At 71.2% G+C, this 20,488-nt stretch carries 19 protein-coding genes; 11 read left to right on the forward strand and 8 right to left on the reverse strand.

The genetic code is table 11. From position 1 onward, the window contains the following. Positions 1 to 154: 154 nt before the first annotated feature. Complete coding sequence (locus ACGFIS_RS03545; protein ID WP_392969340.1) at positions 155 to 1,432, forward strand: M14 family metallopeptidase; 1,278 nt, start codon at positions 155 to 157, stop codon at positions 1,430 to 1,432. A 28-nt stretch (positions 1,433 to 1,460) separates the two neighbouring features. On the opposite strand, the gene ACGFIS_RS03550 is transcribed toward ACGFIS_RS03545, so the two are convergent. Both ACGFIS_RS03550 and ACGFIS_RS03555 read right to left on the reverse strand, forming a co-directional pair. Continuing rightward, positions 1,461 to 3,080: a serine/threonine-protein kinase gene (locus tag ACGFIS_RS03550; protein ID WP_392901061.1), complete on the reverse strand. Its 1,620-nt coding sequence runs from the start codon at positions 3,078 to 3,080 to the stop codon at positions 1,461 to 1,463. A gap of 82 nt (positions 3,081 to 3,162) precedes the next feature. Continuing rightward, entirely contained in the window at positions 3,163 to 4,131 is a 969-nt protein-coding gene (locus ACGFIS_RS03555; protein ID WP_392901059.1) for a TIGR03557 family F420-dependent LLM class oxidoreductase, read from the reverse strand. Between the two features lie 240 nt (positions 4,132 to 4,371). On the opposite strand from ACGFIS_RS03555, the gene ACGFIS_RS03560 reads away from it, so the two are divergent. The 4 genes from ACGFIS_RS03560 to ACGFIS_RS03575 all read left to right on the forward strand — a co-directional run bounded on the left by ACGFIS_RS03560 (position 4,372) and on the right by ACGFIS_RS03575 (position 7,710). After that, positions 4,372 to 4,686, forward strand: coding sequence for a hypothetical protein (locus ACGFIS_RS03560; protein ID WP_392969342.1), 315 nt, complete (start codon positions 4,372 to 4,374; stop codon positions 4,684 to 4,686). 99 nt (positions 4,687 to 4,785) lie between these two features. Next, entirely contained in the window at positions 4,786 to 5,031 is a 246-nt protein-coding gene (locus ACGFIS_RS03565) for a hypothetical protein (RefSeq protein ID WP_392901055.1), read from the forward strand. Next, the gene (locus ACGFIS_RS03570; RefSeq protein ID WP_392901053.1) at positions 5,031 to 6,392 is read left to right on the forward strand and encodes a hypothetical protein; all 1,362 of its coding nucleotides are present in this window, start codon (positions 5,031 to 5,033) and stop codon (positions 6,390 to 6,392) included. The genes ACGFIS_RS03565 and ACGFIS_RS03570 overlap by 1 nt, the downstream gene beginning before the upstream one ends. 337 nt (positions 6,393 to 6,729) lie before the next feature. After that, positions 6,730 to 7,710, forward strand: coding sequence for an alpha/beta hydrolase (locus ACGFIS_RS03575; RefSeq protein ID WP_392901051.1), 981 nt, complete (start codon positions 6,730 to 6,732; stop codon positions 7,708 to 7,710). Positions 7,711 to 7,737: 27 nt separating this feature from the next. Here the strand turns inward: ACGFIS_RS03575 and ACGFIS_RS03580 are convergent, their stop codons facing one another. Both ACGFIS_RS03580 and ACGFIS_RS03585 read right to left on the reverse strand, forming a co-directional pair. Then, the gene (locus tag ACGFIS_RS03580) at positions 7,738 to 8,955 is read right to left on the reverse strand and encodes a PP2C family protein-serine/threonine phosphatase (RefSeq protein ID WP_392901049.1); all 1,218 of its coding nucleotides are present in this window, start codon (positions 8,953 to 8,955) and stop codon (positions 7,738 to 7,740) included. Positions 8,956 to 9,012: 57 nt separating this feature from the next. Then, entirely contained in the window at positions 9,013 to 9,501 is a 489-nt protein-coding gene (locus ACGFIS_RS03585) for an MSMEG_6728 family protein (protein ID WP_392901047.1), read from the reverse strand. A 350-nt stretch (positions 9,502 to 9,851) separates the two neighbouring features. Between ACGFIS_RS03585 and ACGFIS_RS03590 the strand changes: the two genes are divergently transcribed. The 3 genes from ACGFIS_RS03590 to ACGFIS_RS03600 all read left to right on the forward strand — a co-directional run bounded on the left by ACGFIS_RS03590 (position 9,852) and on the right by ACGFIS_RS03600 (position 13,430). Beyond that, positions 9,852 to 10,715, forward strand: coding sequence for an arpA protein (locus ACGFIS_RS03590; protein ID WP_392901045.1), 864 nt, complete (start codon positions 9,852 to 9,854; stop codon positions 10,713 to 10,715). A gap of 84 nt (positions 10,716 to 10,799) precedes the next feature. After that, a complete protein-coding gene (locus ACGFIS_RS03595) occupies positions 10,800 to 11,615 on the forward strand; it encodes a class I SAM-dependent methyltransferase (RefSeq protein ID WP_392901043.1) in 816 nt (271 codons plus the stop codon). A 15-nt stretch (positions 11,616 to 11,630) separates the two neighbouring features. Continuing rightward, a complete protein-coding gene (locus ACGFIS_RS03600; protein WP_392901041.1) occupies positions 11,631 to 13,430 on the forward strand; it encodes a choline/carnitine O-acyltransferase in 1,800 nt (599 codons plus the stop codon). Between the two features lie 24 nt (positions 13,431 to 13,454). Here ACGFIS_RS03600 and ACGFIS_RS03605 read toward each other — a convergent pair whose 3' ends face one another. The 4 genes from ACGFIS_RS03605 to ACGFIS_RS03620 are packed head-to-tail and all read right to left on the reverse strand — an operon-like array spanning position 13,455 to position 17,012. Continuing rightward, the gene (locus ACGFIS_RS03605) at positions 13,455 to 14,630 is read right to left on the reverse strand and encodes an ABC transporter permease (protein ID WP_392969805.1); all 1,176 of its coding nucleotides are present in this window, start codon (positions 14,628 to 14,630) and stop codon (positions 13,455 to 13,457) included. Positions 14,631 to 14,668: 38 nt separating this feature from the next. Beyond that, positions 14,669 to 15,358: an ABC transporter ATP-binding protein gene (locus tag ACGFIS_RS03610; RefSeq protein WP_392901039.1), complete on the reverse strand. Its 690-nt coding sequence runs from the start codon at positions 15,356 to 15,358 to the stop codon at positions 14,669 to 14,671. A 14-nt stretch (positions 15,359 to 15,372) separates the two neighbouring features. Then, positions 15,373 to 16,494, reverse strand: coding sequence for a peptidoglycan-binding protein (locus tag ACGFIS_RS03615; protein WP_392901037.1), 1,122 nt, complete (start codon positions 16,492 to 16,494; stop codon positions 15,373 to 15,375). Beyond that, complete coding sequence (locus tag ACGFIS_RS03620) at positions 16,491 to 17,012, reverse strand: hypothetical protein (protein ID WP_392901035.1); 522 nt, start codon at positions 17,010 to 17,012, stop codon at positions 16,491 to 16,493. Before ACGFIS_RS03620 ends, ACGFIS_RS03615 begins: the two co-directional genes overlap by 4 nt. Positions 17,013 to 17,179: 167 nt before the next feature. Between ACGFIS_RS03620 and ACGFIS_RS03625 the strand changes: the two genes are divergently transcribed. The 3 genes from ACGFIS_RS03625 (at position 17,180) to ACGFIS_RS03635 (ending at position 20,397) form a co-directional block, all read left to right on the forward strand. Then, complete coding sequence (locus ACGFIS_RS03625; protein ID WP_392901033.1) at positions 17,180 to 17,836, forward strand: response regulator transcription factor; 657 nt, start codon at positions 17,180 to 17,182, stop codon at positions 17,834 to 17,836. Then, positions 17,833 to 19,017: a sensor histidine kinase gene (locus ACGFIS_RS03630; protein WP_392969345.1), complete on the forward strand. Its 1,185-nt coding sequence runs from the start codon at positions 17,833 to 17,835 to the stop codon at positions 19,015 to 19,017. The genes ACGFIS_RS03625 and ACGFIS_RS03630 overlap by 4 nt, the downstream gene beginning before the upstream one ends. A 90-nt stretch (positions 19,018 to 19,107) precedes the next feature. After that, complete coding sequence (locus ACGFIS_RS03635; protein WP_392969348.1) at positions 19,108 to 20,397, forward strand: NB-ARC domain-containing protein; 1,290 nt, start codon at positions 19,108 to 19,110, stop codon at positions 20,395 to 20,397. The last annotated feature ends 91 nt before the right edge of the window (positions 20,398 to 20,488 follow it).

The following is a 20,488-nucleotide window of genomic DNA, read 5'->3' on the forward strand; positions in this document are numbered from 1 at the left end:
TGATACGGACTTCGACACTCCACATCATCCCAGTTCAGGAGCATTTTTCTGTTTAGGCGCGCCACTCAACAGCCAGGCTTCGTGAAAGACCAGGGTTGAGGCCACCCCGCAATGTGACGCCGGGCGCGCAGAGCCGGACGGCAGGTACCCCTGGATGAACATCTCCCGCAGACTGTGCTCCCTACTCACCGTCCCGTCGGCCCTGGCCCTGGTCCTGGCCGGGCCCGCCGCTCCCTCCGCCGCCTCCGCCCCGGGTCCGGCGGAGACCGCCCGGCAGTACGTGGTCACCGGGCCCGCCACCGTCCAGCAGCGCAGCCAGGTGGCGCGAACCGGGGCGGCGATCGACGACGTCCGGACGAGCGGGCTCAAGGTCACCGCCATCCCATCGGAGGTACGGGCGATCCAGAGGCTCGGCTTCACGGTTGAGGCGGCGCCTTCCCCGGCCCCCGCCCCGGCCCCGACCAGGGCGGCGACGTCGTACCACACGTTCGCCGAGATGCGGCAGGAGGTCGACTCCGTCGTCGCCGCGCATCCGCAGATCGCCCGCCGGTTCGTCGCCGGCACGTCCTACCAGGGCCGCGACATCGTCGGCGTGAAGATCAGCGACAACGTGGCGGCCGACGAGAACGAGCCCGAAGTACTCATCATCGCCAACATCCACGCGCGTGAGCGGCTCACCGCCGAGCAGGCCCTCGACTACATCGGGCAGCTCACCGACAACTACGGGACCGACGGGCGCATCACGGACCTGGTGAACGAGCGCGAGATCTGGATCATGCCGATGGTCAACCCGGACGGCCAGGTCTACGACATGACCAGCGACACCTCCTCCGGCCGGTGGTGGCGGAAGAACCGCCAGCCCAACTCGCGGTCGGTGGGGACGGACCTGAACCGCAACTTCGCCTACCGGTGGGGCTGCTGCGGCGGCTCGTCCGGCAACGGCTCCAGCCAGACCTACCGGGGCACCGGCCCCGAGTCCGCCCCCGAGACCGAAGTGCTCGCCGACTTCGTGCGGAGCCGGGTCGTGGGCGGGAAGCAGCAGATCGGGATGTTCCTGGACATCCACTCCGAGGCCGAACTGGTGCTGTGGCCGTTCGGCTACACCTACGACAACACCGTCCCCGGGTCCATGTCCGCGGACGAGGAGGCCGCCCACCGCACGATCGGCCGGGAACTGGCCGGGACGAACGGCTTCGTCCCGCAACAGTCCAGCGACCTGTACATCACCGACGGCACGACCATCGACTGGACGTGGGGCGAGTACCGCATCTTCTCTTACACGTTCGAGCTGGGCGGGGGCAGCTTCTACCCGCCGCCGTCCGCGATCGACCGCGAGGTCGCACGCAGCCGCGAGGCCCTGCTGCGGCTGACCGACTACGCCGACTGCCCCTACCGCGCCATAGGCAAGGAGAGCCAGTACTGCGCCGCGTGACGTCCGACGTCCGCCGCCTGCCGAATTCTCAGCAGACCTTTACCGTGCGGGAGATCTCCTGGTGACTGGGGCTCTGCAGGACGAGACGGTAGGTGTAGGTGCCGGGGACCTCCCCGCGGGAGCCCCCGCTGGCGAAGGAGGGCTCCGCGTACGTTTTGATCGGGTGGCCTCTGCCGAGGCGGCCGTTGAAATAGATGCTGAACGTGATCGGCGTCGGGTTCACGCTGCCGGTGATCTTGTACCTGAGGTCGAAGTAGCCTTCGGGATCCTCGCATGCGGCACCGGAGCCGACCTTGAAGTAGTCGATCCAGGCGGTCGGGCCGCTCGGTCCCGAGCCGCCGCCGTCACCGCCGCCGGCGTCTCCGCCGCCGTCTCCGGCTCCACCGCCGGTCGTGCCGCCGGTACCGCCGGTCCCCCCGTCGGTGCCGGTCCCGGGCTGAATTGCGCCGGGCGAGCCGGTCCGCCCGGCGCCGGGCCGCTTGGACGCGGTGTTCGACGGTGACGGCGTGCCCGACGCGCCCGGCTTCGACCCCGCGCCGGGGCCGTCCACGGTGCCGGAGCCCGTCCGCCCCTGAGGGTTCGCGCCGATGTGCTCGCCCCGTTCGCCGCCGCCCGCGGCGCCGGACGGCTCCGGCCACAGGACCCAGACGGCGACGCTCGTGAGGAGGGCCACCGCCACGGCCCCCGCTCCCGCGCCCAGCAGCACGACCGGGCGCCGGGCGAGGGTCTTCCTCTTCCGGCCGGCGTCCTTGGCCGTCTGCGGGCCGCCGGGCAGCGGCGGCGGGCTCGGCATCGGCGCGGGACGGGGCGGGTCGACCACCGTCTGCGAATCGGCCGGGCCGGCCGCACCGGCCTGTGCGCCGAGGAGGCGCAGGAGCACCGCCTGCATCGTGGGACGCTGAGCCGGGTCCTTGACCAGGCATGCGGCGACGGTGGAGCGCAGCGGGTCCGGGAGGTCGCCGAGGTTCGGTTCACCCTGCAGGACGCGGTGCATGATCGCCGGGAAGGTGTCCGCGCCGAACGGGGGCCGTCCCGTCGCGGCGTAGACGATGACCGAGCCCCACGCGAACACGTCCGCCGGCGGGCCGACCGCCTCCGCCGCGAACTGCTCGGGCGCCATGTACGCGGGCGTCCCGATGATGCTGCTGGTCAGCGTGAGCGGCGACTCGGTGTCGCGGGCGATGCCGAAGTCGATGACGCGCGGGCCGTCCGGGCCGAGCAGGACGTTCGACGGCTTGAAGTCGCGGTGGACGACGCCGGCCTCGTGGATGGCGGCGAGGGCGGTCGCGGTCGCCACGGCGAGGCGCTGCAGCGCGGAACCGTCCCGGGGACCGGCCTGCTGGAGCGACGGCCCCTCGATGTACTCAGTGACGATGTAGGGGCGCCGGTCGCCCAGGGACGCGTCGAGGACCTGGGCGATGCAGAACGGGTCGACGCGGCGGGCGGCGGCGATCTCCTTGGTGAACCGTTCGCGGACGCGGTTGTCGGCGGCCACCTCCGCGCGGAGCACCTTGACGGCGACGGGCTTGCCGTCGGCGCCATGCCCGAGGTAGACGACCCCTTGTCCACCCATGCCGAGCCGTCCTGAAAGCCGGTACGGGCCGACACTGGACGGATCGTCGGGTTCCAGAGGATCGGTTGCCGGCATTGGAGGCGTCTCCTGGTGCGTGGGAGCGGAACGTTTCGCAACCTTATTGGAAGAAAAGGTTCGCTCCCACGCAAATCGCTGATCATCCGAAGCGTTCGCGGAGGGCCGGGAGGAGGTCGGACTCCGCCCAGGTGCGGAAGTCCTTCTGGTGCTCGGCCCCGGACTGGCAGAGCGCGATGTGGGTGAAGCCCGCGTCCGCGAACTTCTGGACGGCCTCGACGTAGTCGTCCACGTCGTCGCCGCACGGGACGGACTCGGCGACGTCCTCGGGACGGACCGTCCGCGTCGCGGCCTCGAAGTTCACGGGCCCCGGGAGCTCGGCCATCACCTTCCACCCCGGTGCCGAGAACCTCCAGATGCGGTGCGCCCGCTCCATGCACTCGTCGGGGTCGGTGCCGTAGGAGACGGGGACCTGCCCGTAGACGGGTCTGCCCGCGCCGCCCTCTTTCCGGAACAGGTCGACGACGTCCCGGACGGGCTGGTCGGAGATCAGCAGGTCGGCGTGCCGGGCCGCCAGCCGCCCGGCACGCGGTCCGTAGCCGGCGATCCCGAGGGGGACGGGCCGGTCCGGCAGGTCGTACACCTTCGCGGCGTCGACGCTGAAGTGCCGGCCCCGGTAGTTGACGTGGCCGCCGCCGAGCAGTGCCCGGATGATCTCGACGGCCTCCTCGAACATCTCGTGCCGGACGTCCACCGACGGCCAGCCGCGCCCGACGACGTGCTCGTTGAGGTTCTCGCCGGAGCCGAGCCCGAGCGTGAACCGCCCGTCCGACAGGACGCCCATCGTGGCGGCCTTCTGCGCCACCACGGCCGGGTGGTAGCGCATGATCGGGCAGGTCACCTGCGTCATCAGCGGGATGCGGTGGGTGGCCTGGGCGAGGGCGCCCAGCACCGACCAGGCGTAGGCGGAGTGGCCCTGGTCCTCCAGCCACGGGAAGTAGTGGTCGGAGATGACCGAGTAGCCGAAGCCCGCCTCCTCGGCCTCCACCAGGTCGGCGACGAGCTGCTTGGGCGGTGTCTGCTCGCAGAGCAGCGTGTATCCGAATTCCATGCCGGCTCGCATACCCGCCCGGACGTCCCGAACCGTCAGGACACGGTCGGCGTCCAGGGTTCCCGGGCCGCGTCAACGCGCACGATGGACGGCCTTGACGCAGCCATTGATCACTCAGGCTTGGCCACGTTCAGTGACATCTGCTATACGTAGAGCTACCTCACTGCGACCCCGCGGTGAGGCAGGGACATCCGGTATCCACCTTGAGAACCGGGCGTGACAAGGAAGAAAAGGAACCACATGAAGTCCTTCACCTACACCGAGCTGGACGAGCTGGTCGGCGAGATCCTGCCGGAGCGCGCCGTGCTGTCCACCCTTCTCGTCGGCGGCGGCGAAGACGACAACGAGAACGAGAACACCAACCTCAACCTCGGCGGCGGCCACGGCCACGGCGGTGGCGGCGACGACGACGGCACCACCATCGTCCAGCAGTCCTGCGTGAGCAAGGTCGACAACCAGAACGCCGGTCTCCTGTCGGCGCTGGGCCTCGCGTCGCAGAACCCGAACGTGGACCACAGCTGCCTGCCGGGCACGGCGATCCACAGCGACCACTGAGTGGCGCCGACGTAACTGCGGGCTTCGGCCCGTACCGGAAGGGCTGGCGTTCTCCCGCCAGCCCTTCCCCCTTCTTCCCGAACGCGCGAAAGCGGTCACATGAGTCTCAACGACCCTCAAGAACTCAGCTACTCCGACCTCGACCGGCTCCAGGGCGAGGTCCTACCGCGGCGGCTGGCGCTGTCGGCGCTGCGCGGGGGCGACGACGGCACCACCGTCGTCATGTACGCCTGCACGGCGAGCCACTCGCCCGGAACCACCGGGCTGCTCGGGACGGGCCTGCTGGCGCAGGCGCCGTACTCCACGCTGACCTGCACTCCCGCCACCGTCGTCCACTCTGACTGATGGACACGCCAACGACGCCGGAGACCCGGGGCGGGGGCGAGCCCCCGGCCCTCCTCACGCTGCCCGCACTGGTCGACGGGGCCGAACTCGTCGGCGAGTTCAAGAACTCCGGCTACCGCGAGCCGCCCCAGCTCATCTGCCTGCCGAACAGGCAGCTCGTGCGGCTGCCGCCCCTGTTGTTCCTCGTCGCCAAGGCCCTGTACGAGCACCGCGACCTCGCGGGCACCGACGTCGCGCGGGCGCTCGACCGGGTCGCCGCCACCGTCAGCGAGCAGGCGGGCGCGCGGCTGACCGCCGAGCAGATCGTCTACCTCGTCGACCGCAAGCTCGCCCCGCTCGGCGTCACCACCTACAGCGACGGCACACCGCCGCCGCCCGACGTCAAGGCCGATCCGTTCCTGGCACTGAGGTGGAAGGTCGCGGTGTTCCCCGAGTCCTTCACCTGGTTCATCGGCGGCCTTTTCGCGTGGCTGTTCCGGCCCGTGGTGATGGTGGCCGCCGTCGCCGGGTTCCTGGTGAGCGAGGGCTGGCTGGTGACCTCGAACCTGCTGACGGGCGCGCTGTCGTTCACGATCCTCAACCCGGTCAGCATCCTGCTGGTCCTCGGGCTCGGGATCGCGTCGTGCGCGTTCCACGAGATCGGGCACGCCTCGGCCTGCCGGTACGGCGGCGTCCGGCCGGGCGTCATGGGCTGCGGCATCTACCTCGTGTGGCCGGCGTTCTACACCGACATCACCGAGTCGTACAGGCTGGGACGCGGCGGCCGGCTCCGCGCCGACCTCGCCGGCGTGTACTTCAACGGCATCTTCATCATCGGGCTGACGCTGGCGTACCTGCAGACGGGTTTCCTGCCGCTGCTCGTCACCGTGCTGTACGTCAATCTCCAGATGGTCCAGCAGTTGCTGCCGACGCTGCGGTTCGACGGGTACTACATCATGTCGGACCTGATCGGCATCCCCGACCTGTTCAAGTACATCGGGCCGATCCTGCGCCGCACGCTGCTGCGGCGCCCGGCGGACGCGCGGCTGCGCGACCTCAAGCGCTGGCCGCAGGTCTTCGTCACGGTCTGGGTGCTGACCGTCATCCCGGTGCTGGTGTTCCAGATCGGCCTCATCATCAGCCAAGTCCCCGGCCTGGTCGTCAAGGACTGGGGGATGATCCGCCGGCTCCTCTACGACGCCGCGAACGGGGCGGGCCCGCTCGAACTGATCACGTCGGGGCTGCAGATCATCCTGCTCGTGCTGCCGCTCGCGGGTGTCGCGATGATCCTTTACGGGGTGGGCCGCCGGCTGCTCCGGTGGGCCGTCCGGTACGTGAACGGACCCGCCCCCGATCCGATGGCGCACGGCGGAGTTCGCTGAGTTCGCCGAGTTCGCACGCCCGGGTTCGCACGGTTCCCACGGGTTCGCGCCGGGTGCCCTTCGCGGGCGCCCGGCGCCGGCTTCCACCGCGACCCGGAATGCATTTTATACGCTTTTCAAATGACGCTTCGGGGGACCGTGCGACGGGAACCTACTCCGAGTAAGTAGCGACGCTCACCCATCCACTTACCGCCGAGCACGATCATCACCGGGCCATTCGGCCCGACGGCGGCCCGGGCGTTCACAAAACCCGGATCCGCATCATCAGCCGCACGGCGGCACTCCCCCCTTTTCGAAGGCCGGCACAACCCGACCGGCGTTTCCGAAAGGCCTCGCATTGCTTCGCAGCATCACCGCCGCCGCATGGCCGGCGGCCTTCGCCCTGCTCCTGCCGCTCGTCCCGTCCATCCTTGTGGACCGCTCCACAGCCGTGGCGGGCACCGGCGCCGAGGTCGTCGCCGAAACGGCCGTCGCGTCCCGCACCGTGGACCTGACCGTCGACTCACCCGCCATGGACCGCCGCGAGAAGGTCCGGCTCCTCCTGCCGCGCGGCTGGTCCAAGAACGCCCGCCGCACCTGGCCCACCCTGTGGCTGCTGCACGGCGGAGCGGACGGCTACAAAGCCTGGACACGCGACACCGACGTCGCCCGGCTGACCGTCCGCACCGGCGTCATCGTCGTCATGCCGAACGGCGGACGCTGCGGCAACTACTCCGACTGGTGGAATTACGGGAACGGCGGCTCCCCGCAATGGGAGACGTTCCACATGGCCGAACTCCGGCGGATTCTCGAACGCGACTACCATGCCGGAAAGCGGCGGGTGATCGCCGGGAACTCCATGGGGGGTCTCGGCGCCATGCTGTACGCGGCCCGCTTCCCCGGCATGTTCAAGGCCGCGGCGGCATTCAGCGGATACCTGCACACGCTGCACGGCCACGAGCCGGGTGAGAACTCGACCGGCTGGGGGCCGGCACTGGCATGCCCCGGCACCGACTGGCGGCGCGTCTGGGGCGACCCCGACGACCAGGCCGCGATCTGGCACGCGCACAACCCCACCGATCTCGCGGAGCGGCTGCGTGGCGTCCGGCTGTGGGTGGCCAGCGGCAACGGCGAGGCGGGGTCGCTCGGCGGGCTGCCGTTCACCGACCCGGTCGAGGCGGCCGCCAACGAGCACGCGCACGCGTTCGCCGGCCGGCTCCGCGACCGCGGCATCCCCGTCACCACCCGGTTCTTCGACGGGCAGCACGACTGGCCGTACTGGGAGCGCGACCTGCACGAGGCGTACCCGATGCTGATGGACGCCCTGGGGCTCGGTTAGCGGAGGGCTCAGGCCGGCGGCGCGGTCTCAGGTCTGCCGCATCGGATCCGGAGCGTCCGCGGGCGTCTCGGGCGGCCCGTGCCATTCGAGGAGCAGGACGGTGGCGTCGTCGTCCAGCCGGCCGGCGTGATGATCGAGGATGTTGCGGATGAGCCGCCGCAGCGTCTCGGGCACGGGCAGGCCGTCGGCCTCGTGCTTGATGATGAAGTCGACGAAACGGCGGAGGCCGAACTCCTGTTTGTTCGGGTCGCGGGCCTCCACGATGCCGTCGGTGTAGAACAGGACCCGGTCACCCGGTTCGAGTTGCACACCGCACGGCTTGGGAACGATGCCGAGGCCGGTGCCGAGCGGGGTACCCGGCGGGCACTCCAGCGTCGTCACCCAGCGTCCCCGCCGGAGGACGACCGGCGCGGGATGCCCGTACAGGGCCCACGACAGAATCCCCGTCCGGAGGTCGAGTTCCGCCAGGGCGGCCGTCACGAACCGCCCGCCGTCCTGTTCGGCCAGCACGTCCTCGATCGCCTGACCCGTCTCGATGAGGTCCGCGCCCTGCAGGCGGCTGTTGCGGCAGGCGGCGACGGCGAGATTGGACGTCAGCCCCGCCGCCGTGTCGTGCCCCATGGCGTCGAAGACGGCGAGGAAGGCGGTGCCGGCCGCCAGCGCGTAGTCGAAGGCGTCGCCGCCCAGCTGGTAGGCCGGTTCCAGGGTCGCGCCGACGACCACCTGGTCGTTGGCGAACGTCATCGGGGGCATCAGCCGCCACTGCATCTCGGCCGACACCGCCATGGGCCGGGTCCGCACCAGCCGGGCGAAGGAGTCGCTGTACGGCCCCTTGCTGACGATGATGAGCGCGACCAGCCCGGCCAGGTATTCGGCGTCGTCCTCGGCCCGCTCGTCGTCCCGCCTGATGGTGACCCGGATCACCCCGATCCGCTCGGCACCGTTGAGGATCGGCACCCACCGCTGGATGGTCCCGTCGTCGAACGCGTGGCCCGTGACGGGTGCCACGGTCTTGAACGCCCGCCCGGCCAGGGTGCCCTCGATCTTGTACTCCGCGACCTCGGGGCCGGGGTCGCGCCCGGCGCCGTCCCCACCCCCGGTCAGGAGCCTCAGGACCGTCTGCTGCAGGTCCGCGACGTAGATCACCACGTCGTGCAGGCCGGCGTCTGCGGCGTGCCGGGCGACGGCGTCCGGCAGCTGCTCCATGGACATCATGTGGCTCGCCGCCACCAGTTCTCTCAGCATCGATCCGCCGCCCTACACCGTCCGCTCCCCATGCCTCGTCCCGGTCCACGGTATGCGCTACCCGCCTGCGCGTTCCGTACGTGATCCCCGGTCGGAGGCGGGCCATACATACGGAAGATCGTCCGGGGTGTCCGGGAAGAGGGCGCCGTAGAAGCCGGGATCCTTGCGGACGAGGGCCGAGCGGTGGCTGAGGTGGAAGGCCGGGTCGCCCAGCCAGGGCGGCAGTTCCCCGGCGCGGGAGAGCCGTTCCTGGTCCCGCGGGTGCCGCACGCCCGTCGCCCCGGCCAGATCGGCCGTCAGTGTCCCCGCGCAGGTGTCGCCGTGCCCGAGGTCGCACCAGCGGCGGCAGATCTCCAGTCCGTAGCGGACGAGCGCCTCCTCGTACCCTCTCCACATCAGCGCCGCCGGATGGTGCCGCCAGCCGTATCCGGGCACGGTCAGCGCGCGCAGCACCTGGATCGCCTCGACCCGCTGCTTGCCGAGCCTGCGCCGGTCGAGAACGCGCGCCGTGGCGGCGAAGTCCGCATACGGCAGGAAAGTCTGCACGGCCGCCCCTCCGTCCCTTCTGTCGTCACACCCTTACCCGTGTCGCGGATCATCCATCTGCGCCTCGGCCCGCCTCCCCGTGTTTCGTCGATCATGCCTGCAGGACGGTGACGCCGCCGTGTGCCGCAAGGTTCGCGGAAGGTCGGGCCGGGCGTCACGTCCCTGGCCGTGGGGCGGGTGATATGGGACACACCGGACACGCCGGGCGGGCGAGCCCGGGACCGTTCGAAGGCACAGGTCACGGGCCCGGCTTATCGTCTTCTGACAAAGCAGACCCGAAAAGCAGGGCCTGAATTGCCGGAAGAGTTGTGCTAAACCCATCTGGGGTTCGCCGGACTGGAAGGATCTTCATGGGCGCAGCGGAGGCTCTCGGCCGGGTGATCGATACGAGGCGCTATCCGCTGACCGAGCCGGACGGCGCCGGATGGGACTCCGTCGTTTCCCGCACCCGCGCCGCACTGGCGGAATCGGGGTGCTGCGTCCTGCCCGACTTCATTCGCCCGTCATTGCAGGACGAACTGAGCGCGGAATGCGCGACGATCGCACCGCGCGCCCATTACGACGTCGAAACGGTCAACGCCTACAACATCGATGTCGGCAGCCCGTTGCCGGAGGATCATCCGGGCCGCATCACGATCGAGCGGGGCAACGCGTTCGTCGCCCGCGACCACATCCCCGCCGATCTCATCATCCACCGGCTCTATTCGAGCGGGCTCTTCCAGCGGTTCGTGGCCGCCTGCTTCGGGCTGCCGCGCGTGCACGAACTCGCCGACCCGCTGTCGGGGCTGTGCCTCAACGTCGTCAACCCCGGGATGGAGCACCCCTGGCATTTCGACACCAACGAGTTCACCGTGAGCCTGCTGACCCGGGAAGCGGAGGACGGGGGCGTCTTCGAGTACTGCCCGAACATCAGGTCGGCGGAGGCGGAGAACTTCGATGCCGTCCGCCGGGTGCTGACCGGACACGGCGGGGACCTCGTCCGCCGGCTGACGCTGCGCCCCGGCGACCTGCAGCTCTTCAAGGGGAGGTACTCGCTGCACCGGGTGGGGACCGTCAACGGGGACACGGCGCGGCACACGGCGATCTTCGCCTACAGCGAGCGCCCGGGGGTCATCGGCAGCGTCGCGCGCACGAAGCAGCTCTTCGGCCGCGTCCTGCCCGAGCACCTGGCGGCGGAGGGACGCGCCGTCCGGGTCGACCGGCTGCTGGACTGAGCGTTTTCCACCCGGCCCGTCCCCGAGAGGCCGTGACCGTTGCAGGCCACCGAGGATGGAAAGTGCTCACTAGGGAGGTTCTCCGTGCGCGTCGACACGACGGGCAAGATCTCGCTCGACCACATCTACACGCGGCCCGACCCCCGCGCCTACTTCACCACACTCCGCGAACTCGACTACAACATCCCGGAACTGGCCAAACCGCATTTCCGCCGGTTCATCGCCGATTACCGGGAGACGCGCGGAGTGCCGTCCCCGACCGTTCTGGACATCGGCTGCTCCTACGGCATCAACGCGGCACTGGTGAAATACGGCGCCACCATGGACGAGCTGTACGATCGCTACAGCGGCCGCGACGCCCACCGGGGCACGCGCGCGACGCTGCTGTCCCGCGACCGGGAGCTGATCCGTTCCGGTGAACCAGAGAACAGCCTGCGCTTCCTTGGCCTGGACGCCTCGGAACAGGCCCTTTCCTACGCCCTCGAAGCCGGATTCCTGGACGGTGCCGTCCACGCCGATCTGGAGAACGGCGAGCCGACCGACGAACAGCGCGCACAGCTCGCCCGTACGGACCTGGTCATCTCCACGGGCTGTCTCGGATACGTCACCGAGCGCACCATTTCCCGGGTCATCGAGGCCCAGGACGGACGCAGGCCGTGGATGGCGCACTTCGTCCTGCGGATGTTCCCGTTCGACCCGATCGCCGAGACGCTCGCCGCCGCCGGATACGAGACCGTCCGCCGCGACGGCCTGTTCAGGCAGCGGCGGTTCGCGACGCCCGAGGAGCAGTCGCTCGTCCTGGACCGGCTCGCGGGCATCGGCGTCGACCCGCGCGGCCTGGAGTCCGACGGCTGGTTCTACGCGCAACTCCACATCTCCAAGCCCGCGACTGAGCACTGACTACACGAGGATCGAATGAACGCCAGCGAAGAACTCTCGACCCGCACCTTCGGCAACGAGGCGCGTCTGCCGCGGGTGCCGCTGCCGACGCTCGACGCGACCTGCGAACGGTTCATGGAGTGGTGCGGGCCGCTGCTGACCGAGGACGAGCGGGCGCGGACCGAGTCCGCGGTGGCCGAGTTCGCCCGGCCTGACGGCGCGGGCCGCGCGCTGCAGGCGGCACTCGAACGCTACGACGCCGCCGAGGGCGTGCACAGCTGGCTCGACACCTTCTGGCCGTACCGCTACCTCGGCCGGCGTGACCGGATCGCGTTGAACGCGAACTTCTTCTTCCTCTTCAAGGAGTCGGACGAGGGGCAGGCGGACCGGGCGGCCGGGCTCATCGCCGGTGCGCTGGACTACAAGCTGCGGCTCGACGACGAGGCCGTCCCTCCCGTCCTGCAGCGCGGGCGGCCGCTGACGATGGAGCAGAACAGGTTCCTGTTCTCCACGACGCGCATCCCCGGCACCGAGCAGGACACCGTCCGCGCCCCCTACACGGAGGACTGGCCGGGGCCGTCGCAGGCCCGCCACATCGTGGTGTTCTTCCGCGGCAACATGTTCCGGATGGACGTGCTCGGCCCGGACGGACGTCCCCACACGCTGGACGAGCTGACCGCGGGGCTGGACGCCGTCATGAAGGCCGAGGCGGCCCCGGAGCCGTCCACCGGCCACCTCACCACCAAGGCCCGCGCCGAATGGGCCGAGAGCCGCCGGGCGCTCCTCGCGCTCGACCCCGCCAACGCGAAGGCGCTCGACGATGTGGAGACGGCGCTTTTCTGCGTCTGCCTGGAGAACTTCGCCCCCAGGAACACCCTCGACGCCTGCGACCATCTGCTCCACGGCGACAGCGGCAACCGCTGGTTCGACAAGGCCGTGTCCTTCGTCGTCTTCGGCGACGGCACCGCGGGCATCAACGTCGAGCACTGCGGGCTCGACGGCACGACGATCCTCAGCTTCGTCGACGCGGTGCTGGGCGCCTCCCCCGAGGAGCTCTCCCGGCGGTCGGGCGCGGTGCCGCAGGGCCTGCCTGTCACCGAGGCCATCGAGTTCGTCCTGGACGACGACCTGCGGCGCGACATCCAGGACGCCGCGTCGTCGTTCGCCGCGTACGGCGCCGCGACGGCCACCTCCACCGTGTCGTTCGACGACTTCGGCACCGATGCGATCAAGCGGCTGAGGATGTCCCCGGACGCGTTCGTCCAGATGGCCTACCAGCTCGCGCACAAGCGCGCGAAGGGCCTCACCGGCGCCACCTACGAGTCGATCGCGACCCGCCAGTACCGGCACGGACGCACCGAGGCGATGCGCGTCGTCACCCCCGAGGTGCTGCGCTTCGTGGAACTCATGGACGACCCCGCCGCCGGCGCCGCGGCGCGCCGGGACGCGTTCCGCGCCGCCGCCGACGCGCACGTCAGGCGCGCGAAGGAGTGCCAGTCCGGCCAGGCCCCCGAGCAGCACCTGTGGGAGCTGCAACTGATCCAGAAGCGGCGCGGCGCCGAGCTGGGCGTCACCGGTCCGCTCCCCCTGTTCGAATCGCCCGGCTGGGTCACGATGCGTGACGACTACCTGAGCACCAGCTCGGCGCCGTCCGTCAACATCCGGTACTTCGGTTTCGGGTCGACCAGCGAGCAGTGTGTCGGCGTCGCCTACGTGCTGCTCCCCGACCGCTTCAACGCCTACCTCAGCACCCCGCGCCCGGTGGCGGACGCGATGCAGACGTTCGCGGACCGGCTCCGCGACGCCGTCCGCGAACTGCGGGAGCTGCTCGCCTGATCAGCGGCCCGGCCGGTCCGGGCGTCACGTCGCCGCCAGCGCCTCGGTGGGGCTGAGACGGGACGCCCGGACCGCCGGGTAGAGTCCGGCCACCGCGCCGATCACCAGGGTCGCCGCCACACCGCCCCCCACCGCCCAGGCCGGGATGACGACCGGCCAGCCCTGGTAGAGGGCGTAGACGCCCGTGACGATCGCCCCGATGAGCGCGCCGCCGGCGCCGCCGAGCGTCGACAGCAGCAGTGACTCGGCGAGGAACTGCGTGCGGATCTGGCCGCGGGTCGCGCCGAGGGACCGGCGCAGGCCGATCTCCGAACGGCGCTCCAGCACCGAGATGACCATCGTGTTGGCCACCCCGACACCGCCGACGAGCAGCGCGACGGCGCCGAGCCCGAGCAGCAGCCCGGTGAACGCCTCACCGGCGGCCTTCTTCGCCGCCAGCGCGTCCGAGGGGCGCGACACCTCCACCTCGTTCGGCGCCTGCGGGTTCGCCGTCGCGCCCAGCACGTCCCGGACGTCCTCGACGCTCGCCTCCTGCGAACGGGTGTAGATCGTCGTAGGATGCCCGTCGAAGCCCAGCCGGTCCTGCGCCGCCGACCAGCCGACGAGCGCGGCGGTGTCCAGCTCGGGCGCGAGCGGCGCCGGTTCGAGGATGCCGATGACGGTGAACCACCGGCCGCCGATGAGCACCCGCACGTCCGGGGCCGCGTGGCCGATGCCGAGCCGCTCCGCGGCGGTCGCGCCGAGCACCGTCGCCGGGAACGCCCCGGTCGCGGCGTTCAGCCAGACGCCGCTGCGGAGCTCGGCGCCCGTGGCGGCCCGCAGGTCGGTGCGGGCGGCGTAGGCGGCGATCCCCTTCGTCTCGGTCTCCGGGACCTTGTTCGTCCGGTACACCTTCGCCTCGTCCAGCAGGGCGGTCGCCGACACCTCCCGCACCGGGGCGATCCGCGCCACCATCGCCTCCGACTCCGGGGGTAGCTGCGCCTCCTCACCGGTAAGCGTGCTGCCGGGAGAGACCGTCAGCAGGTCCGTGCCCAGCGCGGCGAGCGCCCGGTCGAGGTCGGCGCGGGACGACGAGGACACGCCGACGACCGCGACCATCGCCGCGATCCCGATCGCGATACCGAGCGCCGACAGGAACGCCCGCATCGGGCGGGTGCGCAACCCGACCGCGCCGACCCTGACCACGTCCCCCGGCCACATCCGCGCCGGCCGCGGCGCGGACCGCGCCACCGGGGCCGTCACCGCGCCGCCCTCGTGGTGGACGGCTCTGCGAACCCGGCGCCCGTCGCGGAGTCGTCCACCACGAGGCCGTCGCGCATCCGGACCCGGCGGGGCAGCCCCTCCGCGATCTCCCGGTCATGCGTGATGATCACGACGGTGGTGCCGGCGGCGTGCAGCTCGCGCAGCACCGCCATCACCCCGTCCCCCGACGCCGAGTCGAGCGCGCCGGTCGGCTCGTCGGCCAGCAGCAGCGCCGGCTCGCCTGCCACCGCACGCGCGATCGCGACGCGCTGCCGCTCGCCGCCGGACAGCTCGTGCGGCAGATGGTCCATCCGGTGGCCGAGGCCGACCCGCTCCAGCGCCGCCGCGGCGCGCCGGCGCCGCACCACCGCACGAAGCCCCGAGTACAGGAGGCCGTCCGCCACGTCGTCGATCGCCGGGGTGCCCGCGGCGAGATGGAAATGCTGGAAGACGAAGCCGATGCGGCTCGCCCGCAGCGCCGAAAGCCGGTTGTCGGCCAGGCGCCCCACGTCGTGCCCGTCGATGTGGACGCTGCCCGAGGTCGGGCGGTCCAGCGTGCCGAGGACGTTGAGCATGGTCGACTTCCCCGAGCCGGACGGGCCGGCGATGGCGACCAGCTCCCCCGCGCCTATGTGCAGCGACACGCCGTCGAGGGCGCGGACACCGCCGGGGTACAGCTTCGCCACGTCCCGCAGTGTGATCATTTCGGTACCCCCACGACCGTGCCCTCGGCGATCCCCGGCCCGGATATCTCCACCCTGCCGTCCGCGAACAGGCCGGTTTCGACGGGGACGTACGACGAGGCGGCGCCCTTGACGACCTCCACACCGAAGCCGCCCTCCCGCAGCGCGACCAGCGCGGAGACCGGCACCGCCAGGACCTTCTCGCGCCTCCCGGCGGTGAACGCGACATCGACCGAGGCGAGCGTGTACTCGGCGGCGGCCTTCTTCGCCTCGCCGGAGTCGAGCCAGATGGTCACCTCCACCTTCGTCGACGGATCCTGGCCCTGTTCCCCGGGTTCGATCACCGTCGTGACCTCGTCGATCTTCGCGGTGACGGTCTTGTTCTCCGGCAGGGTCACCTGGACCTCGGCCCCCTTCTCGGCCATCCGCTGGTCGGCGGTGTCCAGTTCCACGGTCACGGCCTTGGTGGTGCCGGTGTAGTCGAGGATCTTCTTGCCGGGCGCCGCCGGCTCGCCCGCGTTCGCGTGGACGCCGTCCACCAGGACGGGCCCGGACGCGAACGCGACCCGCCCGGGTTCCACGGTCCCCGTCTCCGCCACGCCGATGTCGTCCTGCCATTCCATGACGGCGGCGGCCGTGTCCGCGGTGTACTCGCCGTCCACGGTGAAGCCGCCGTAACCGAGCTTGCCGAGATTCGTCTCGAACCGCTTCACGTCGGACCCCTCGGTGCCGATCGTCAGCGGCCGGTAGGACGGCTTGGACCCGTACATCAGCACGACCGGGTCGCCGTCCACCTCGTACAGCTCATGGCCCCGGGTGATCTCGTCGCCGCTCTCGGGGAGCTTCGTCAGCGTCCCCTTCGCCTGGCTCGTCGCGGTGTGAGCCGGGCCGTAGCCGAGCTGTCCGTCCTCGGTCAGGGTGTCCTTGAGCGTCTGCCTGGTCACCTTCGTGGTGGCCGGCGGCAGGTCCGTCGCCGTCCGGCCATCCGGGTCCTCGCCGCCGAGAGCCGCGGCGGTCGCGACGCCGCCCACCGCGACCAGGGCGCCGGCGGCCAGGGCGACCTTCAGGCGCGGGCGCCCGCGGGGCGGACGCTTCGGCTCCTTCACCGGCGCGGGTGCCACGGTGACATCGCCGGTCACTTCCCGCCGCCCTGCAGGACGTCCTGGCACTTGCGCTGCGCGGGCTCCAGGTCCGGGTCGTCGCCGACCGTCCTCTTGTCGATCATGATGCCGCGCTGGCCCGGCTTGGGGTCCGGGAACTTCTCCACGCCGTTCCGGCGCATGCACTCGGCGAACTTGCGGCCGCGCTCCTGCTGCTCGGGATCCGGCGCGCCGGTGGCGTTCGCCTGCGGGTCGTACTTCCGGCACGCGGTCATGGCCTTGTCCATGACCACCTTGTCGCCCTTGTGCTTGAGCCGGATGCCCTGGCCGGGCTTCGGGTCCTCCATGTCCACGCCGTGCTCGCGCATGCACTGGGCGAACTTGACGCCCATCTCCTCGCGGCTCCGCTTCTCGCCGTCCCCGGCCGCGGCGCCCTGCTTCCCCCCGCCCGCCGAGGCCACCCCCGACCCGTCGCCGTCACCGTCGCCCGAGCCGCAGCCGGACATTGTCAGGGCCAGGGCCAGCGGCACCATCGCGAACATCCGCAGACGCATCATGTCGTCCCCTCGTCTTCGCGGCCGGAGCGGTTCCGGCCGGACGGAAGGCGATGCAACCCGGCCGGACGTTTCCCCCGCGTTTCCGCTCCGGCGACCCGGATCACTAACGGAAACGAAACACCGCGCCGGGCACACTCTCACCGGTCGGGGAAGGCGGAGGGAGCATCATGCGGGTGCTGGTGGTGGAGGACGAGCGGCTGCTCGCAGGCGCGATCGCCGAATGGCTGAGGGACGAGGCCCACGCCGTCGATCTCGCCCACGACGGGGCCGCCGCCCTGGAACGCGTCTGCGTCAACGACTACGACGTCGTCGTCCTGGACCGCGACCTTCCCCTCGTCCACGGCGACGACGTCTGCCGGGAGATGGTGCGGGGCGAGACCTCGGCGCGCGTCCTGATGCTCACCGCCGCCGCCGAGATCACCGACCGCGTCGGCGGCCTCGGGCTCGGCGCCGACGACTACCTCACCAAACCGTTCGCGTTCCCCGAACTGGCCGCCCGCGTCCTCGCCCTCGGCCGCCGCTGCCGTCCCGCCGCGCCGCCGACGCTGCGCCGCGCCGGCATCACCCTCGACCCGGCGCGCCGCGAGGTGTTCCGGGACGGACGTTACGTCCCCCTCGCGAAGAAGGAGTTCGCCGTCCTCGCCGAACTGCTCCGCGCCGACGGCGCCGCCGTCTCGTCCGAGCAGCTCCTCGAAAAGGTGTGGGACGAGCACGCCGACCCGTTCACCGGGGCCGTCCGCCTCACGGTCCTCAAGCTGCGCCGCAAACTCGCCGACCCGCCCGTCGTGGAGACCGTCAAGGGAGCGGGGTACCGGATCCCATGAGGATGTCGCTCCGCACCCGGTTGACGCTCACCTACGGCGTCCTGTTCTTCGTCGCGGGCCTGCTGCTCCTCGGCGTCACCTACGTCCTGTTCGGCCAGCAGATGCCCCGCGCCAACACGAAGATCCTCGCCACCCGCACCGGCCCCGGCCCCGCCACGTCGCCCGCCCCCCTGGACGACAACGGCCGGCTCATGGCGGAGACCCGGCGCCTCTTCGAGAAGGAGCGTGACGAACTGCACGACGCGGCCACCACCTCCCTGGTCACCCAGGGGTCGATCGCGCTCCTCGTCGTCGGCGGGGCCGCGGTGGGCTTCGGGTGGCTCATCGCGGGCCGGGTCCTCACGCCCCTGCACCGCGTCACCGACACCGCCCGCCGCATCGCCGGCTCACCCGCCGCCGACCGCGGCCTGCACGAACGCATCGCGCTCCGCGGCCCCCACGACGAGGTCAAGGAGCTCGCCGACACCTTCGACACGATGGTCGAACGCCTCGACCGGTCCTTCGACGGCCAGCGCCGCTTCGTCGCCAACGCCTCCCACGAGCTGCGCACCCCCCTCACCCTGGGCCGCGCCCTGGTCGAGGTGGCGATGCACCGCGCGTCGGCGTCCCCGGACGTCCGGCAGCTCGGCGAGACCCTCCTGCAGATCAACGCCCGCCACGAACGCCTCATCACCGGCCTGCTCCTCCTCGCCCGCTCCGAGAACGAGATCACCACCCGCGCCCCGGTCGATCTCGCGGACGTCGTCGCCCACGTGGCATCGCAGACCGCCCAGGAGGCGAAGGACGCCGGCATCGCCGTCGAGACCGACACGGCCGAGGCCACGACCACCGGCGACGCCCTCCTCCTGGAACGCGTCGTCCAGAACCTCCTGGAGAACGGCCTGCGCCACAACACCGAAGCCGGCTGGGTCAGGATCTCCTGCCGGACACACGACGACCAGGCCGTCCTGGAGGTCTCCAACTCCGGCCCCGCCGTCCCGCGCTACGAGGTCCCCGCCCTCTTCGAACCCTTCCGCCGCCTCGACGCCGACCGCGTCGTCACCGCGAAGGGCGCGGGCCTCGGCCTGTCGATCGTCCAGTCGATCGTCCGCGCCCACGACGGCACCGTGTCGGCCGTCCCCCGCGAATCCGGCGGCCTCCACCTGACCGTCACACTCCCCAGCCCCCCGCCCCCCACGTAACGCCCAGGCGGTGTGTGCACTTGTGCGCAGTCCGCGGGAACGTCACGGGTTACGGTGAGCCCAGGTCGATCTAACCGCGGAGGGCCCGGCATGACGACCTATCTGGGCGGGGCGAACATCGGAGGCGACTCGGTCTCCGGCAACAAGATCGTTCACATGGCCACGGTGCCGCCGGAGGCCGACGATCCCCCGCGCCAGCTTCCCCTGGGCATCCCGGGCTTCACCGGACGCCAGGACGTTCTCTCCCAGCTCAACTCCCTCGTCGAGACCGGCGGCTCAGCACCGGTGATCATCGCGCTCACCGGTATGCCCGGAATCGGCAAGACCGCGCTCGCGGTGCACTGGGCGCATCTGATGTCGGAGCAGTTCCCCGACGGGCAGCTCTTCATCGATCTGCGCGGCTACTCCAGACGCGGCGCCCTGTCTCCCCGCGAAGCACTCGGCCAGGCACTGCGGACACTACGGGTTCCATCGAGCCGGCTGCCCGTCGACGAGGACGAACTCGCGGCCCTCTACCGCTCACGGCTCGCCGGCAAACGCGTCCTGATCGTCCTGGACGACGCCGCGAACCCGCAGCAGGTCTCCCCGCTCCTCCCAGGGACGTCCTCTTGCGTGGTGGTGGTGACCGCCCGCCGGAAACTCACCGCACTGGTGGCGAGGTACGGCGCGCGCGCCCAGGCGCTCGACCCTCTCCCGGAGGCCGAGGCCCTCGCCCTGGTCAGCGAAGTGGCCGGGCACGAGCGGACGCGGCGCGAGCCGGACGCCGCCGCGGAACTCGTCAAGATGTGCGCACGCCTCCCCCTGGCACTCCGCGTCGCCGCCGCGAACCTCGCCGCCCGGCCGCGGCAGTCGTTCGCCGAAACCGTGGAGGCGCTCGCCGACGGCGACCGGCTGTCCAAACTCGCCTTGGGCGACGACCCCCGGGAGGCGGTCGGTGCCGCGTTCGATCTGTCCTACCGGGGACTCGACGCTGAGACGCGGCGCACGTTCCGGTTCCTCGGACTGGTCGAGGGCCCGAACGTCGCGCCCGAGGCCGTCGGCGCCCTACTCGCGGCGACCCCCGACGCCGCCCGGCGGCTCCTGGACCGGCTGGAGACCGCCGGGCTCGTCCAGGCGATCGGACGCGACCGCTACGACATGCACGAACTTCTGCGCGAGTACGCCCAGGGACGCGCGCTCAAGGAGGACTCGCCCGTCGTCCGGAGCGCGGCGGTCCAGCGGCTCGCGATGTGGTACCTCGCCACCGCCCAGCAGGCCGGACGGTTCCTCGACAGGTACCGCCGGACGATCCGGCAGGAGCTGACCGCACCGCCCGTGAACCCGGATCCGGCGAGCGGACCGGCCACCTCGAATGGTTCGCGCTCGAGCAACAGAACCTGACCGAGATCACACGGCAGGTCGCCCGCCTGCACTGGGATCAACTCACCTGGGAACTGGCGGACGCCGTCTACGACTTCTTCGAGTTGCGCCG

The organism is Spirillospora sp. NPDC048824 (genome assembly GCF_043198455.1).
In the GTDB taxonomy this organism is placed as follows: Bacteria; Actinomycetota; Actinomycetes; order Streptosporangiales; family Streptosporangiaceae; genus Spirillospora.